This window comes from Mycobacterium sp. TH-M11, assembly GCF_057473725.1.
Genome location: NZ_JBYCLD010000257.1, coordinates 1 through 15,499, shown reverse-complemented (window position 1 = coordinate 15,499; position 15,499 = coordinate 1). Strand labels below are relative to the sequence as shown.

Annotated in this window: 15 protein-coding genes and 1 pseudogene; 7 read left to right on the top strand and 9 right to left on the bottom strand. The window is 65.1% G+C overall.

Annotation, left to right across the window (positions count from 1 at the left end; translation table 11 throughout):
• Window positions 1-267, top strand: a pseudogene (locus AC2VOG_RS10645) (amidohydrolase family protein); the annotation flags it as partial.
• Window positions 264-1,418: an amidohydrolase family protein gene (locus AC2VOG_RS10640; RefSeq protein WP_486939857.1), complete on the top strand. Its 1,155-nt coding sequence runs from the start codon at window positions 264-266 to the stop codon at window positions 1,416-1,418. The pseudogene AC2VOG_RS10645 and the gene AC2VOG_RS10640, both read left to right, overlap by 4 nt.
• A gap of 12 nt (window positions 1,419-1,430) precedes the next feature.
• On the opposite strand, the gene AC2VOG_RS10635 is transcribed toward AC2VOG_RS10640, so the two are convergent.
• Together AC2VOG_RS10635 and AC2VOG_RS10630 are read right to left on the bottom strand one after the other, a co-directional pair.
• Window positions 1,431-1,976 carry a hypothetical protein gene (locus tag AC2VOG_RS10635; protein WP_486939860.1) on the bottom strand — a complete coding sequence of 182 codons (546 nt, stop codon included), beginning with the start codon at window positions 1,974-1,976 and terminating at the stop codon, window positions 1,431-1,433.
• Window positions 1,977-2,023: 47 nt separating this feature from the next.
• Window positions 2,024-2,785, bottom strand: a complete 762-nt coding sequence (locus AC2VOG_RS10630) for a hypothetical protein (protein ID WP_486939856.1) — start codon at window positions 2,783-2,785, stop codon at window positions 2,024-2,026.
• A 140-nt stretch (window positions 2,786-2,925) separates the two neighbouring features.
• Here AC2VOG_RS10630 and AC2VOG_RS10625 point away from each other — a divergent pair, with 140 nt between their 5' ends.
• Together AC2VOG_RS10625 and AC2VOG_RS10620 are read left to right on the top strand one after the other, a co-directional pair.
• Window positions 2,926-4,065: an acyl-CoA dehydrogenase family protein gene (locus tag AC2VOG_RS10625; RefSeq protein WP_486939855.1), complete on the top strand. Its 1,140-nt coding sequence runs from the start codon at window positions 2,926-2,928 to the stop codon at window positions 4,063-4,065.
• Entirely contained in the window at window positions 4,065-5,339 is a 1,275-nt protein-coding gene (locus tag AC2VOG_RS10620) for an acyl-CoA dehydrogenase family protein (protein WP_486939854.1), read from the top strand. The genes AC2VOG_RS10625 and AC2VOG_RS10620 overlap by 1 nt, the downstream gene beginning before the upstream one ends.
• On the opposite strand, the gene htpG is transcribed toward AC2VOG_RS10620, so the two are convergent.
• Complete coding sequence (gene htpG / locus AC2VOG_RS10615) at window positions 5,336-7,267, bottom strand: molecular chaperone HtpG (protein ID WP_486939853.1); 1,932 nt, start codon at window positions 7,265-7,267, stop codon at window positions 5,336-5,338. The two genes, AC2VOG_RS10620 and htpG, sit on opposite strands and share 4 nt — an antisense overlap.
• Window positions 7,268-7,475: 208 nt before the next feature.
• On the opposite strand from htpG, the gene AC2VOG_RS10610 reads away from it, so the two are divergent.
• The 3 genes from AC2VOG_RS10610 (at window position 7,476) to AC2VOG_RS10600 (ending at window position 9,360) form a co-directional block, all read left to right on the top strand.
• Complete coding sequence (locus AC2VOG_RS10610) at window positions 7,476-8,315, top strand: SH3-like domain-containing protein (RefSeq protein ID WP_486939852.1); 840 nt, start codon at window positions 7,476-7,478, stop codon at window positions 8,313-8,315.
• Window positions 8,294-9,016 carry a thiocyanate hydrolase subunit gamma gene (gene scnC / locus AC2VOG_RS10605; protein WP_486939851.1) on the top strand — a complete coding sequence of 241 codons (723 nt, stop codon included), beginning with the start codon at window positions 8,294-8,296 and terminating at the stop codon, window positions 9,014-9,016. The genes AC2VOG_RS10610 and scnC overlap by 22 nt, the downstream gene beginning before the upstream one ends.
• A gap of 65 nt (window positions 9,017-9,081) precedes the next feature.
• Window positions 9,082-9,360 (top strand): thiocyanate hydrolase, encoded by a 279-nt coding sequence (locus tag AC2VOG_RS10600; RefSeq protein ID WP_486939859.1) that lies wholly within the window; start codon window positions 9,082-9,084, stop codon window positions 9,358-9,360.
• Between the two features lie 3 nt (window positions 9,361-9,363).
• On the opposite strand, the gene AC2VOG_RS10595 is transcribed toward AC2VOG_RS10600, so the two are convergent.
• From AC2VOG_RS10595 to AC2VOG_RS10570, 6 genes are all read right to left on the bottom strand, one after another.
• A complete protein-coding gene (locus AC2VOG_RS10595) occupies window positions 9,364-10,557 on the bottom strand; it encodes an amidohydrolase family protein (RefSeq protein ID WP_486939850.1) in 1,194 nt (397 codons plus the stop codon).
• 79 nt (window positions 10,558-10,636) lie between these two features.
• On the bottom strand, window positions 10,637-11,680 hold the full coding sequence (locus AC2VOG_RS10590; protein ID WP_486939849.1) for a hotdog fold thioesterase: 1,044 nt from the start codon (window positions 11,678-11,680) through the stop codon (window positions 10,637-10,639).
• A gap of 154 nt (window positions 11,681-11,834) precedes the next feature.
• Window positions 11,835-13,307: a class I adenylate-forming enzyme family protein gene (locus AC2VOG_RS10585; protein WP_486939848.1), complete on the bottom strand. Its 1,473-nt coding sequence runs from the start codon at window positions 13,305-13,307 to the stop codon at window positions 11,835-11,837.
• Window positions 13,304-14,239, bottom strand: a complete 936-nt coding sequence (locus AC2VOG_RS10580; protein ID WP_486939847.1) for an acyl-CoA dehydrogenase family protein — start codon at window positions 14,237-14,239, stop codon at window positions 13,304-13,306. The genes AC2VOG_RS10585 and AC2VOG_RS10580 overlap by 4 nt, the downstream gene beginning before the upstream one ends.
• Complete coding sequence (locus AC2VOG_RS10575) at window positions 14,239-15,384, bottom strand: acyl-CoA dehydrogenase family protein (RefSeq protein WP_486939846.1); 1,146 nt, start codon at window positions 15,382-15,384, stop codon at window positions 14,239-14,241. Before AC2VOG_RS10575 ends, AC2VOG_RS10580 begins: the two co-directional genes overlap by 1 nt.
• A 2-nt stretch (window positions 15,385-15,386) precedes the next feature.
• The gene (locus tag AC2VOG_RS10570) at window positions 15,387-15,494 is read right to left on the bottom strand and encodes an acyl-CoA dehydrogenase family protein (protein WP_486939858.1); all 108 of its coding nucleotides are present in this window, start codon (window positions 15,492-15,494) and stop codon (window positions 15,387-15,389) included.
• Between the last annotated feature and the right edge of the window lie 5 nt (window positions 15,495-15,499).

The following is a 15,499-nucleotide window of genomic DNA, read 5'->3' as shown; positions in this document are numbered from 1 at the left end:
TATCCCAGCGACTTTCTCCCCGACCATGTCCGGTTCTGCACGTCATCCTTCGACGGGCCAACGGATCTCGGCCAGATGCAACCCTGGATGGAGTTCTCCGGGAAAGGCGGCCTGCTGATGTATGGATCGGGCTACCCGCACTGGTCCGCTGTTTCACCCGAGGACGCCGCCGCCGGGTTGGACAGCGCGCAACGCGACGACGTGTTGTGGCGCAACGCCGCCCAACTCTACGGGCTCACCGCTCCGACGGAAGGAAGCATCCGGTGACGATCATCGAACGCGCCGAAGCGCACATTGAGGACGAGATCGCGGTCGCCATCGTCGACACCGATGTGCATCCGATGCCGGTGTCGACCGACGTGCTCAAGTCTTACGCGCCGCCGGAATGGGTCGACAAGATCTGGCCCACCGGCAACGCGGTCACCCCATTGCCGCACTTCTACGACACCCCTGATTCGTACAAGACGATGTCGATGCGGGTCGATGCGGCGCCGCCCGGCGGCGGTTTCGCCGGGACCGATCCCGACTACGCGGCCAAGCAACTGCTCGTCGACGCCGGCGTCGGCATCGCCACGCTGGAACCGATGTGCGATGCCCAGCTGCCACAGGCCGAACACGTGTTGAAAGCGACGTACAACGACTGGTTGGCCGATGTCTGGCTGGATCGCCACAACGCTCACGGCCGTTGGCGTGGATCGATCAGCGTCACCACCCAGGCACCCGACCTGGCGGCGCGCGAAATTCGGCGGTGGGCGGGTCACCCGTATATGGCGCAGGTCTTGGTGACACCGCAGACGCGCGGCATCCCCTTTGGCAACCCACATTTCGATCCGGTGTATGCGGCCGCCGCGGCCAGCGGTCTACCGGTGGCCACGCACCTGATGGGACAGACACCGTTCGAGCTGATCCCGATCTACCCGGTCGGCAATCCGGCGCACTGGCACGACTTCTTCGCATCCTGGCCGCTGCTGTATGTGTCTCATCTGATGAGCCTGGTGTTCGACGGCGCCTTCGACCGGCACCCCGACCTGCGGGTGGTGTTCGTCGAGGGCGGATTCACCTGGGCGATGCCGGTAATGTGGCGGATGGATCGGATCTGGGCGGCGCGCCGTGGCGATCTGCCGCACGTTCGGCGCCGGCCGTCGGAGTACGTCCGCGAGCACGTCCGGTTCACCACGCAGCCGCTGGAAGATGCCGACGTTCAACAGTTCCGCGGGTACGTGGAGATGATGGATCTCGGTGACAACCTGATGTTCTCCACGGACTATCCGCATTGGAGCTACGACGCACCGGCATACGCCATCAACCGTTTTCCGGCGGCGCAGCGGGACCGGATCATGCGCGGCAACGCCACCGCCTTGTACGGGCTGCCGTCCACGGTCAAAGCCCTGCCCGGCGAGCGGTCCGCGGCCGGCTGAGGAGTCGGTCCATCAGACCGGATCGAACTTGGTGATCAGCCACTGGCCGTTCACCTTCGTCAGCGACACCTTGATGGTGCTGGATGCCATCGCCGGATCCGGCCGTTCCTTGCTGCTGGTCACCTGATTGACGAAGACCAGCACCGTCGCCGAATCCGGGTGGAGTTCCGACGCCGCCGCGCCGACGACCTGAGCGGTCGTGGTCACCCCTTTGGATTTGGCGGCCGGCGTCACGACCTGTTTGGTGAAGTCGCTGTAGTAGTTCAGGAAGTCGCCACTGAGGTGGGACTTGGCGGCGGCGAGGTCCTGGTCGAGGGTGTCGGGCTTGTAGGACAGCAAGGCCACCGTGCCGTCGCGCGCGGCGTTGACGACGGTCTGTGCGACCGCGCTGTCGGTCTGCTGGTCGGGTCGGTACTGGGTGAAGTACACCCATCCGGCGAGTCCGGCAGAGGTCAACAGGGCCAGTAGCAACACCAGCGGGACTACCGGGATCACAGCAACCCGACGTCTGGCTTGGCCGGTGCCTGAGTCTTCGTTGGTATCAGTCGATTTGTCGATTTCGACGCCTTCGGTCGGCCCGACGTCGACTCCTGCGTCGTCGTCGCTCACAGCACGAACTCCACTTTCGATAACTTCAGATCGTCGCCGTCGTGCACCACGCTGACCCGGAACCGAAACGTCCGGGGTTGGTCTTTGGCGCCCGCGATGTTGGTGACGCGTTCGTTGGCCAGCACCAGAACGACCGCGGAGTCTTTGTTCATCGATTCGATCGCGGTCGCGGCGACGGCCCCTTCGGTCACTGCTTTGGAGTCCTTCACCACCGACTCGAAATCTTCTGCGCGCCTTTGGAAATCATCCTTGAATTCGCCGGTGGCGATATCCAGGACGCGCTGGACGCCTTCCTTGGCCTTGTTGTAGTCCAGCGAGGTGAGGTTGACGACGCCCTGGCGGGCGGTCGCAACGTAGGCCGCGGCGCGCTGTTGCTCCTGCACGACGTCGTGATGCTGCCAGGCCATCCACCCGCTGGCGCCGAGGAGTCCGACGATGCCGACAACCGCGACAACGGACAGCGTCAGAGGCACGCCGGCCCGTCGCCGGCCCGCCGGTTCTGGTGTGTGTGCGGTCTCGGCCGGCTCATCGGGCTCATCGGCCTCGTTGGCCTTATCGGGCCCGGGCGCGGTCACCTCGGCTGGCGTTTCGGCCTCGGCCTCGGCCTCACGCCGTAGCTTGATGGCCCGGGCGCGGGCTCGGGCGGCCGCCGCGAGCGCTTCGGTCTCGGCGGCTTCGGCCTCGGCCTGCTCGGCCAGCGCGATCGCTTCCAGCTTCGCCTTGGCGGCATCCGGTGGCACTTCGTCCGCGTCAGCCATGGCGTGCGTGGCTCGTCGACATCATTATCGATTGAACTCCGGTATCTCTTACGGTATAGCTCATTGCTACTATCGGTTCACCCGCGACCACCGACTGGGACGCCAGGTCCAGCCAGGTCCAGAGAGGCCCAGCCAACACTATGACTGCCGTCGATTCTCCCGAAAAGATACTCTTCGCCTCCACCGCCCAAGCGTTTCTGCGCAAAGAGGTTCCGCTGAGTCGGGTGCGGGACTTGCACTCTCGGGGCGTCGCGTTCGAGAGAGCCTGGTGGCAGCGCGCCGCGGAACTCGGCTGGACGGCGCTGCTGGTGCCCGAAGAACTCGGTGGCGGCAGCGTCTCCGGCGACGGTTTCGCCGACCTTGCGATGGTCGCCGAACAACTCGGAAAGACCGCAGCTCCCGGCCCGTTGTTTCCGGTCAGCGTTGTGCTGGCGGGGCTGGTGGAATCCCCGGAGCCGCACGCGCATGCGGCGACGATCGAGTCGCTGATCGCCGGCGAGACGGTCGCTTCGTGGGCTGTGTACGAGCCGGGGCGCGGGTGGGCCCCGCACGAGCCGACGGTCACCGCAACGGTCACAGATTCCGGCTACCGCATCGACGGCGTCAAAGACCGGGTCGAGGGCGGCGCGCAATCCGACCTGCTGCTCGTGGTGGCCCGTACCGGCGACGGCGTGCGCCAATTCCTGGTCTCCGCCGACGCCCCTGGCGTGCAGATCGAGCCGCAGCAGTCGATCGACCTGGTCAAGCACTACGCCCGGGTGCAATTCGACGGGGTCGACGTCGACCACGGAGCGGCCCTCGGCGGCCCGGACGCTGTCGAGCGGCAAAGTCAGATCGCGCAGGTGCTCCAATGCGCCGAGGTGGTCGGCATTCTGCAGACCGTCTTCGACTTCACCGTCGCGTGGGCGCTGGACCGACACAGCTTCGGCCGCCCGCTGGCGTCCTACCAGGCGCTCAAACACCGGTTCGCCGACATGAAGATGTGGCTGGAAGCGTGCCGGGCGACGACCGCCGCCGCGGTGAACGCCATCTCGAAGCGGGCGCCCGATGCGTCGTTGTCGGCGGGCATCGCGAAGTCCTACGTCGGAGAGATGGCGGTGGAGATCATCCAGGGTTGCGTGCAGATGCACGGTGGTATCGGTGTCACCTGGGAGCACGACCTGCACGTCTACTTGCGTCGAGCTACCTTGTACCGCGCTATGTTCGGCACTCCAGAGGAGCACAACCTCAGGGTGTATGCGCTGCAGCAGGCGGGGCAGACCGCGCCGAGGTCAGCCTGATGACCGACACCGCCGGCGCAGTGACAGCCGCGGAGACCCTCGACGGCTTCCGGGCCCGCGCGCGAGCCTGGCTTGCCGAGAACATGCCGCCCATCGACCCCGCGCACCCGCCCGCGGCCCACCGCGACGAGGAGCGTTGCTGGCTACGCGCTCGCGAACTCCAAAAGCGGCTCTATGAAGGCGGATTCGCCGGGATCTGCTTTCCTCGCGAGTATGGCGGCCTGGGTCTGGACTACGAGTACCAGAAGGCGTTCAACGAAGAAAGCCTCAGTTATGAGATGCCGCTGATTCTCAACACGCCGACGTTCACCATCTGCTGCGCAACGCTGTTGGACACCGCGAGCGAGGCGCAGAAACGTCAGCACATCGGAGCCGCGCTGCGCGGCGACGAGGTACTGGTCCAGCTGTTGTCCGAGCCGAGTGGCGGCTCGGATCTCGCAGGCGTGCTCACCCGTGCCGATCCCGACGGCGACCGCTGGGTGCTCAACGGCGCAAAGACCTGGAGCACCAGCGCATTCGGCGCCGACTACGGGCTTTGTCTGGCCCGCACCGACTGGGACGTTCCCAAGCACGACGGCCTGACCATGTTCCTGGTGCCGATCAACCATCCCGGGATCACGTTGCGGCGCATCACTCAACTCAACGGTTCGACGGAGTTCTGCGAGGAGTTCCTCGACAACGTCGACGTCGGTGACGACGCGGTGGTCGGCGAGGTTAACGACGGCTGGTCGGTGGCGTCGCGCCAGCTGTATCACGAGCGTCGCGCGGTCGGGATGGGTTCGGAATTCGCCAGCGGCAGCGGCAGCGAGGGCGGCCGCTCGACACCGGTGAACTACGCGCTACTGGCCGCGGAGACCGGGCAGTCCGACAACGAGCATGTGCGGCAGATCGCCGGGCGCGCCTTGGTGCACCGGGCGGTCGGCGAACAACTGGGTGCGCACATCTTCCGCGGCGTCAACGACGGCTCGTTACCGCCCGCGGCCGGAACCCTGCTGCGACTCTTCCACGCCGAGACCGTGACACTGGAGATGGATGCCGGGCTGGCCATCACCGGAACCGCCGGTGTCGTGGGCGCCGAAGGGGAGGGCCTGGAAGCCGGTCTGCGCTACCTGGCTCGTCAGACGGCGTGCATCGGCGGCGGCACCAGTGAGTTGGCCCGCAACGTCATCGGCGAGCGGGTGCTGAACTTCCCGCGCGAGTACGCCGCCGACCGCGGTGTGCCGTTCAACCAGGTCAAGCACGGGCAGGTCAAGGGCGGGAAGGCCGGCGGCTAAACGGTCCGCGATAACCGGTTCGTCAGCAATTCGGCGAACCGCGCCGGATCCTCTGGTGCGTTACCTTCGGCCAGAAGAGCCGCGCCATAGAGTAATTCGGCGGTCTCACCGTTTGTCGGATCGTCGCCGCGGTCTTTGTGGGCCTGCTGCAGCCCGGTGATCAGCGGGTGGTTCGGATTGATCTCCAAGGTCCGCTTGCCGACCGGGACGTCCTGGCCGGTGGCCCGGTAAATCCGGGCCAGCGACGGGGTGATTCCGAACGCGTCGGTGATCAGGCAGGCCGGCGAGTCGGTCAAACGGCTCGACAGCCGCACTTCCTTGACGTGTTCGCCGAGCGTCTCAGTCAGCCAGGTCAACAGGTCCGCGAACGCCTCCTCCTGCTCTTTGCGTTCGGCTTCATGAGCTGACTTTTCTTCCTCGGTGTCGAGGTCGACGTCGCCCATCGCGATCGACTGCAACGGCTTGCCGTCGAATTCGGTGACCGATCCCAGCCAGATCTCGTCGACGGTGTCGGAGAGCAGCAACACCTCATAGCCCTTGGCCTTGAACGCCTCCAGGTGGGGAGTGTTGAGGATCTGCTGGGGCGATTCGCCGGTCGCGTAGAAGATTTGCCGCTGGCCGTCTTTCATCCGTTCGACATATTCGGCCAGCGTGGTGAGTTGGTCCTCGCTGTGCGTCGAGGCGAACGAGCAGACCTCGAGCAACGTCTCCTGGTTGTCGAAGTCGCGCATCAGGCCCTCTTTGAGGACCTTGCCGAACTGCTCCCAGAAGGTGCGGTAGTCGTCGGGCCGCTCGGACTGCAGTTCCTTGATGGTCGACAGCACCTTCTTGGTCAGGCGGCGCCGGATCGCGTTGATCTGCCGGTCCTGTTGCAGGATCTCGCGGGAGACGTTCAGTGACAGATCCTGGGCGTCGACCACGCCCTTGACGAAGCGCAGGTATCGGGGCATCAGCTGGTCGCAGTCGCCCATGATGAAGACGCGCTTGACGTAGAGCTGCACACCGATCGAGGCGTCCGGCTCGTACAGGTCCAGCGGGGCCCGCGACGGGATGAACAGCAGCGCTTGGTATTCGAACGTGCCCTCGGCCTTCATCGAGATGACCTCGAGCGGCTCGTCCCAGGCGTGCGCGACGTGGCGGTAGAACTCCTTGTACTCCTCGTCGGACACCTCGTCTTTGGGCCGGGCCCACAGCGCCTTACCCGAGTTGAGGGTCTCGACCTCCATGGTGACGGTCTGTTCGCCGTCTTCCTCGGATCGCTTCTCGACCTCCATCCGGATCGGCCAGGCGATGAAGTCGGAGTATTTCTTGACCAGCGTGCGCAGCTTCCACTGCGAGGTGTAGTCGTGCAGCGCGTCCTCGGCGTCGACCGGCTTGAGGTGCAACGTGACCGACGTGCCCTGCGGCGCATCCTCGACAGCTTCAATGGTGTAGGTGCCGTCGCCGCTGGACTCCCACTTGATGGCCTCGCTCTCGCCGGCCTTGTGGGTGAGCAACTCGACCTTGTCGGCCACCATGAACGTGGAGTAGAAGCCGATACCGAACTGGCCGATCAGCTCCTCGGACACCGCGGCGTTCTTGGCGTCTCGTAGTTGCTGACGCAGTTCGGCGGTGCCTGACTTGGCCAGCGTGCCGATCAGGTCGACCACCTCGGCCCGGGTCATGCCGATGCCGTTGTCGCGAATGGTCAGGGTACGGGCCTCGGCGTCGACGTCGATCTCGATGTGCAGATCCGCGGTGAGAGTGTTATCGGGGTCGAGGTCTTTGTTTCGGAACGCCTCGATACGCAGCTTGTCCAGCGCATCCGAGGCGTTGGAGATCAGCTCCCGCAGAAACGAGTCCTTGTCGGAGTAGACCGAGTGGACCATCAAGTCCAAGAGTTGGCGCGCCTCGGCCTGGAACTCCAACTGTTCGACGCCGGAAGTCATGTGATTCTCCTCCACGAGACGACATTCGAGGGCAGGCTACAGGATGCTTTTTCCGGCCGGTACCAGGAGTGGGGGCTCAGGTGACATGTCCGGTCGGCGATCCCGCGGACATCGTCGGATACCTTCGTCACCGCATTCGAATGGTGGTTGCGCGATGTTCGTCGCAGGAGTGAAGTGTATTCAGGTCGCAACGACGAACGGAATGCTGATGACGACCCCTTCTGATCGGACAGAACAACTGGAACTGGTTGCCCGACTGAAATCTTCTTACCCCGAGTTGCCCGATGCGCCGACGCCGGATCTCATTGATCACGAACGATTTAGGGCCTACACCAAGACCCCGCACGATGTCGGTGGTGAGCCGGATGCCCCGATCGAGTTCGAGAACAAGCAGTATGAGGTGTGGGAGGAAAACACCTACGTCACGTGTGAAGTTCTCGGCTGGCGTGGAATCTGGCTGTCCGAGGAGCGACGGCGGATGGGCAATGTTGACGTCGGTCGCACGATCTACCTCGGGCTTCCGTACTACGGACGCTGGCTGCTGGCCGTCGCGCGTGTCCTCGCTGAAAAACACCACATCAGCCTGAGTGAATTGGCTGAACGCATGGCCGAGGTCAAGGCACGGTACGCGGGCGGCTTGGGTGGAAAGCCCTTGGCGGCCGAACCCAAGTTCGAAGGCGACCCGTCCACGGTTAAGCGCAACCGGCACCACAAGCACGCCGTCGGCAAGGGCGACCCGCAAGTGTTCGCCGGACAGGCTGGCGAGCCGAAGTTCAAGGTTGGCGACAAGGTCATGGTGCGAGAGCTTCCCGTGCTGCTCTACACCCGCACTCAAGAGTATGTGCGTGGCGCGACGGGGGAGATCGCGGTCGTGTCCTACGAAAGCCCTGCCGCCGAGGACGAGACTTGGGATGGGCCGGACCAGAAGCCCGAATGGTTCTACATCGTGCGGTTCACCATGACCGAGTTGTGGCACAACTACACCGGTCCCGCAAAGGACACCCTGCAGACCGAGATTCCCGAGCGATGGCTGGAGGTCGCATCGTGACCGATCACCACCACGACCATGACCGCACGGCCGCGCCCATGGTGGACGAGATCACCGACTTCGAAGTCCTGGAGATCGCGCTTCGCGAATTATGCATCGAGAAAGGCATTTTCACCGCTGAGGAGCACCGCCACTTCACCGAATTCGCTGAACAGATCGGTCCAACACCTGCCGCTCATCTGGTGGCGCGAGCGTGGCTCGACGCGGAGTTCAAAAAGCTGGTTCTCGGTGATCCGATGGCCGCCAGCAAGGAAGTCGGGGTCGACTGGCTGCAACCCACCGGTTTCGGGACGCCCAGTGATTTCACGGCGTTTCACGTGCTGGAAGACACGCCGACGCTGCACCACGTCATCGTGTGCACGCTGTGTTCGTGTTATCCACGTCCGATTCTGGGCAACTCACCGGAGTGGTATCGCACGCCCAACTTTCGCCGTCGTATCGTGCGCTGGCCACGACAAGTGCTCGCGGAGTTCGGTTTATACCTGACTGAGGACGTGGAGGTCCGAGTCGAGGACTCCAACCAGAAGCACCGCTTCATGGTGATGCCGGTGCGTCCCGCGGGAACCGACGGCTGGACCGAGGATCAGCTGGTCGAGATCATCACCCGCGACTGTCTGATCGGAGTCGCGCTGCCCAAGGTCGGTGTGACGACGAATGCGGTGACCCGCACCCGCCCGGCGATCCATCCGGTGAGCCCGTGAGTCCTGAGGGCGAACCGATCGCGACGTTGTCGAGCATCGTCGCACGCAATCAGGTCTGGGGTCGCATGGCCGCCAAGTACGGCGTCGACAATCCACTGCCGCCCTGGACGACGAGCCTCGACGGGATATGCGACGGGCTTGACCGAAGTGGCTGCGGCACAGTACTACCCGGCACCGAGCAGCGCGAAGAAGAAGACGCGCTGTCGGCAACGCTGTACGCCGAACTGCCCTACCCGGAGAACCGGTTGGTCGCGTTGGCGCACTCGCTGGTGCGACGCGGGCTCATCGACGAAACCGAACTCGCCGAACGTCTCGCCGCCGTCCGTGCCCGGCTCGAAGCCTGAGCGCTACGCGCCGACCGGCTTGGCGACCTTCATCAGCTCCATCAGGTTGCCGCCCATGATCTTGGCGACGTCCTCGTCGCCGAAGTCTTTGAGCTCGTCGACGAAGCTGATCGGGTCCTTGAGGCCCTCGGGGTGCGGCCAGTCGGAGCCGAACAGCACCCGGTCGGTGCCGACCATGTTGACGATCTCGGTGAAGCGGTCCTCCCAGAACGGGGTGATGTAGACGCACCGCTTGAACGCCGCCACCGGGTCCTCGAGGAAGGCTTGCGGCATCTTCTTGTAGACGCTCCTGAGACCCTTGAACAGGTCCGGCACCCAGTCGGCGCCGTTCTCGATCGACAGGATCCGCAGCTCGGGGTTGCGGGACAGCGCGCCATGGCACACCAGTGCGCCCATGGCGTCCAGGATCGGCCGGTGGCCCATCGCAAAGCTGCGGAAGGCGGTCGGCTTGAACGGCAGGAACTCGTCGCCGGGCTCCCACACGTTGGCGAACTCGGAGTAGCCGCTGTCGGAGGCGTGCATCGAGACCGGGATGCCGGCCTTGATGCAGGCCTGCCAGAACGGGTCGAATTCCTCGAGACCGAAGGACCGGCTGCCCTTGAAGCCGGGCACCGGCGCCGGGCGGACCAGCACGGTACGGGCGCCGCGCTCCAGACACCATTCGAGTTCTTCGAGCGCACGGTCGACGATCGGCAAGGTGATCACCGGGGTGGCGAAAATGCGGTCGGCGTAGTTGAACGACCACTGCTCGTGCATCCACTGGTTGAGCGCGTGGATGACGTCGTGGGTCATCTCCGGGTCGTCCTTCATGCGTTCTTCGACCAGGCTGGCCAGGGTCGGGAACATCAGCGCGTAGTCGATGCCGAGTTCGTCCATCACTTCCAGCCGCGCGGCCGGCTCCCGGAACGCGGGGATGGCTTTCATTGGCTCGCCGAGGATTTCGCGGTAGCTCTTGCCCTGTGCGCCGTTGCGGAAGTAGTCCTCCTGCGCACCCGGGCGGGCGACGACCTCGAAGGTCGGGTTCGGGATGTATTCGCTGATGTGGCCGCGAACCACGATTTTGGTGCGGCCCCGCACCTCCACGTAGTCGATGACGCGCTTGCGGTTTTCCGGGAGGTACTTGGTCAGCGCTTCCTGCGGCTCGTACATGTGGTTGTCGGCGTCGAACACCGGAAAGGAAAGTTCGCGTGACGGCATGGCGATCTCCTGCAGAGGCGGGGCTTCTCACTGGGTGGTAATGACGTTACCACCGCGCTTCGCGGGCTGATACCCACGCTCAGGTGGACGGCCAGTCGGGCAGCGTCGGTGTCGCTCCGTCGATGACGGCGAAGTTGACCGTCGCCGAGGCGAGCAGCGCATCGTCGCCGTCCGCGTCGGACAGGACGTCGACTTGCATGACCAATGCGCGCCGACCGCCGCGCAACAGCCGCGGCACCGCGTAAGCGGTGCCCTGCCGGATCGGGCGCAGGTAGCGGATGTTCATGTCGGCGGTGGTCATCGTGGTGCCGTCCTGCAGATAGCCCAGGCCGAATTGCCCACCGGCCACGTCGATCAGCGTGGCGATCAGGCCGCCCTGCAAGGTGCCGGAAGTGTTGACCACCTGTGGACTGACCGGAATCGTCATCGCGAACTCGCCGTTGCGAGCACCCGGCCGCATGCCGATCTGGTTGAACAGCTCGGCCAACGTCGGGGTTTCCGGTCGGACCGCCGCGTCGGCGCCCAAGGCCCGCACGCAGAAGTCGTACAGATGCGCGGCGTCGATCGGTGTACCGGTCAATTCGGCTCCCAGCCAATGCAATCGAAGGGCGCCCAAGATGGTCTGCATAACGATCGCGGCGGCGGGCCCGGTATCGAGATTGGGCCGGAACACGCCTTCGCCGATGCCGCGTTGGATGACGTCGCGCAGCAGATCGTGCAAGGGGGAGAGCACGCGGGCGTAGTCGCGGGGCCTGGTTTCGGACAAGTGCTGGTTGTACAGATTCATCGCCCGGTTGAGGCTGTCCTGGGTGCTCGACTCGGGCTCCGCGCTGATCCGGTCGATGATCAGCTTGATCGCCGCGGTGCTGGCCAGCCCGGCGGTCTCGGCGCGCCAAGCTCGGCTCGACTGTGCCATCGTCCGCTCCAGCAGAGCGATCAAAAGTTCGTCTTTGCTGCTGAAGTGCTGATAAAAGGCGCGCAGCGACGTCTTGGAGCGGGCCACGACTTCTTGCACGGTGAAGTCGGTGCGACCGGTCTCGCGAAGGATCTCGACCGCGGTCTTGATGAAGCGCGCGTCCCGCGTCGTCGGTGCGACCTCTTCGCTTTCGATGCCTGCGGCCATTGCGCCTCTCCTCGGTCCGCGCTTGTTGCGCTGTGAGAATGAGGTTACCGCGCCCGCGCCGACCGCCGACCAAGGTTTCCAGCGCGTTTTCCGACATAGGGTCGGGTTGGGTTGGGTTGGGTTAGCCGGCCACCAGCATCAGCTGCGCCGCGATTCAACCACCGCGGGCTTCGACCATTGCTGAGCGGTTGACCTTGGTTGCTGCCGTCCGGGGAATCTGGTCGACGATTTCAACCGTCTTGGGGACCTTGTAGGCGGCCAACCGGGCCTTGGCGTATTTGATCACGTCCTGCTCAGTCAGCGGCGTCGTGCTGTCAGCAAGCTGTATCACCGCGTGTACCCGACGGCCCCACTCGCTGTCGGCGAGCCCGATAACTACCACGTCGGCGATGCCGTCGTGTTCGGCGAGCGCGCATTCCACCTCGGCGGGAAAGACATTCGCGCCGCCGGTGATGATCATGTCGCTGCGGCGGTCGGCGATATAGAGGTAGCCGTCCTCGTCGACGTGACCGATGTCGCCGGCGGTGCGGAAGCCGTCCGGCGTCGACGGCAGTAGCGGCGCACCGCCCAGATACCGGTACCCGGCACTCATCGGCGACCGTAGATATATCTCGCCGAGCTCGCCGCGATCCACCGGTCGGCACTGCTGGTCGAGGATGCGCACTTCGGTGTCGCGGAACCCGCGGCCGACACTGCCCGGATGCGCCAGCCACTCGTCGCCGCGTAATGCTGTGAGCCCCAGGTTCTCTGTCATCCCATATGCCATCACGACCCGTTCAGGGCTGAGCAATTCGAACCAGTTGCGCAGCACCGTATGTGGCATCACCGCGGCGCCCTGCAAAATCCACGCGATGCTGGACAGATCCCGCCGGCGTATGTCGGGTAGCGCGGCGATGCGGGACAGCATGGTCGGGGTGGCGGTGAAGTTGGTGATCCGGTAGTTCTCGATCGCATCCACGACCATTGCCGCTGCGAACTTTTCGAGCACAACCAATTTGTCGCCACCCAACAGATACGTCAGCGGCGAGAAGCCGTTGGTGTGATACATCGGGCCCGGAACCAAGATGGTCTGAGGTGTAGGGGTCGGAGTCCACGCCGCCAGAAACGGAAACGACGACTCCGGTGTCCAGACTCCCTGCGCCAACGTCAGGATCACTTTGGGCAATCCCGTCGATCCGCTGCTGCAGATCCCGTTGGCGTTGGGAGACACCACGTCCGGAAGGTGGTCGGCAGCCGCGTCGGCTGCGCGTGCGGCCAGCATATCCCGGGTGCCGTCGTCGACGACGACGGCCGGACCGATCACCTCCAAAACGCGAGACCGCTCCCAGTCCGGCAGGTCCCAGCGCATCGGGACCGGGACGGCGCCGATCTTCCAGCAGCCAAGTACGGCCAGCACCAGATCCTCTGAATTGGGAATACTCAGTGCGACAAGCGAACCGACCTGGGCACCGGAACCAGACAGGGCGCGCCCCCACTGGTTGGCCCGGGCGTCCAGCTCCGCGAACGTCGACGACTGCGGCCTTCCGTCGGGCGCGAGCACGGTCAGCGCCACGTCGTCGGGGCGTTGGTCGGCGAGCTGCCGAAGCTTGGCGCCGAAGGGAATTCCTTCCCCCGCCGGCGTGCTCACGCGGAAACCGGGTCGGAGAACAACGTCTCGAGGGCGCCGCTTCGGACTGCCGGCAGTAGGCGCAGCGCGAGCGCCTCGGTGCTCAATGGTAGCCGCACGAGGGGCTGCGTGTGCCTGTCGAGCACGCTGACATCGGACTCGTCGCAAAATCCCAGCGCGCCCAGGAGTTGGTGTGCGGCCCGGAAGACTTGCCGGGCGGTGTCGGCGGCCTTGAGTCTGAGCGCGAGGGCGTCTGCCGAACGCACTTGCGCCGGAGACGATGTCATGCGGCTGATGGTGTACTTCGCGAGTTCATAAAGCCCGCGGGTCGCGACGGCGGCATCGGCGGTGGTAAAGCGGACGGCCTGAAATTCTGCGAGCGGTTTACCGAATTGCCTGCGGGCGACCACGTGTTGGCGGGTGATCTGCAAGGCCTGCTGCACCGCGCCGACGATGCGCCATGACCCCAAGGTCAGATGCAGGTCGATGTCGGCCGTCGGCACGGTGGCGTCGAGCCGGCGCAATGTGGCGGGCACCAGAAACGGTCCGAGCTTTGCCGCGGTGCGGGTGGATGGCGTGACGTGGTAACGGATTCCGTCGAGATCGGTCGCCATCCAGTCGCCCGCCAGGTCACCGTGGTCCACCCGTGGTACTTCCGGATTCACCAGTGTCAGCCGGGCGCCGTCGATCGCCAGCAACTCTTCGACGAGCGGGTACGGCAGCGCGGTCGCACCGGCGGCCTGACAGAGCACGGCGGCGGCCAGCAGGTCGTCCGTGGACGCTCGGACGTCGAGGTCGAAGGCCCCGAGTTCGTACAGCGCGGTCCGGGCGTCAAGGCGCAGCCGGGGCTCCGTTTCGGTCTGTAGCGCGGCCTGGGCTCCGCCGAACCGGAAAAGCCGCTTGTTGGCGACTGCTGCAAACTCGGCAATGTCTTCCGGCAGAGTGGTTTTCATCAATGATCTCCCAACGTTTCACGAGCGACCAGCATCCGCTGTACTTCGATGGTGCCCGACGCCACGGTGGCTGCCTGGGCGTAACGCCAATGATCTTCGATCGCACCGTGCAGCGGGGCCGACATCCCACTGTCCAGCGCCGACGGGCCGAGGACGTCGAACAGCAGCTCGGCAACCAACTGGTCGCAGGTGGTGGTCGCGATGCGGGCGGCACTGGCTGCACCGCCGGCCGTTGGGTCGTCTTGCAACGACACCGCGCGATACGCCAGCAGGCGGGCGATTCGCAGATCGATCAATGCCCTTACCCAGCGCGTGCGGATCGACTCGGGCAAGGTGTCCCAGTCGTCACCGAGTTCGGTCTGGACGCGGTCCAACAGCGACTCACATCGCGCGTAGCGGGCTATCCCGACTCGTTCGAACGCCAGTGCTTCGCGCATCACCCGCCACCCGTCGCCCACCTCCCCGAGGACTTCGGCAGGTAACACCTCGACGCCGTCGAGAAACACTTCGTTGAGGTGATGCGGCCCGAGCATTGACCGGATTGGCCGCACGGTGATCCCGGCTCGGTCCATGGGGACAAGAAACAGACTGAGCCGCTTGGATTTCGGAGCATCCGGATTGGTGCACGCCGCGAGCACGCACCAGGAGGCCATCTGGGCGTAAGACGTCCACACCTTCTGGCCGGTGATGCGCCAGCCGTCACCGTCGGCAATGGCGCGGGTGCGCAGCGACGCGAGGTCGGTGCCGGCTTCCGGCTCGGAGAACCCCTGACACCAGATCACCTCCCCGGCGGCGATGGCAGACAGGTGCCGGTCCTTCTGTTCGGCCGTGCCGTACCGCATCAGCGCCGGGCCCACCCAGTTGATGCCCATGTACTGCGCGCCGCGGGGTTCGTGGTGCGCCCACATCTCCTCGCGCAACACGGTCTGTTGCCACACCGAACCTCCGCCGCCACCATGCTCTTTCGGCCAGGCCAGGGCCAGCAGCCCGGCAGCGGCGAGCATCTTGCAGAACGACTCGGTGGTCGCCAGGTCCTTGGGGTCATTGGTGCAGGCGCCGAGAAAACCTTCCGGGATGTGCTCAGAGATCAACGCGCGCATGCGGGTCCTGAGTTCGACAGCGTCGGCGCCGAGGTCGTAGTCCATCGTCATCCCTTCGGCAATCCGAGCAGGCGCTCGGCGATGATGTTGCGCTGGACCTCAGAGGTTCCGCCGTAGATGGTGGCGGCAAGTGCGTCCTGTCGTTCGAAGAGCAGGTCGG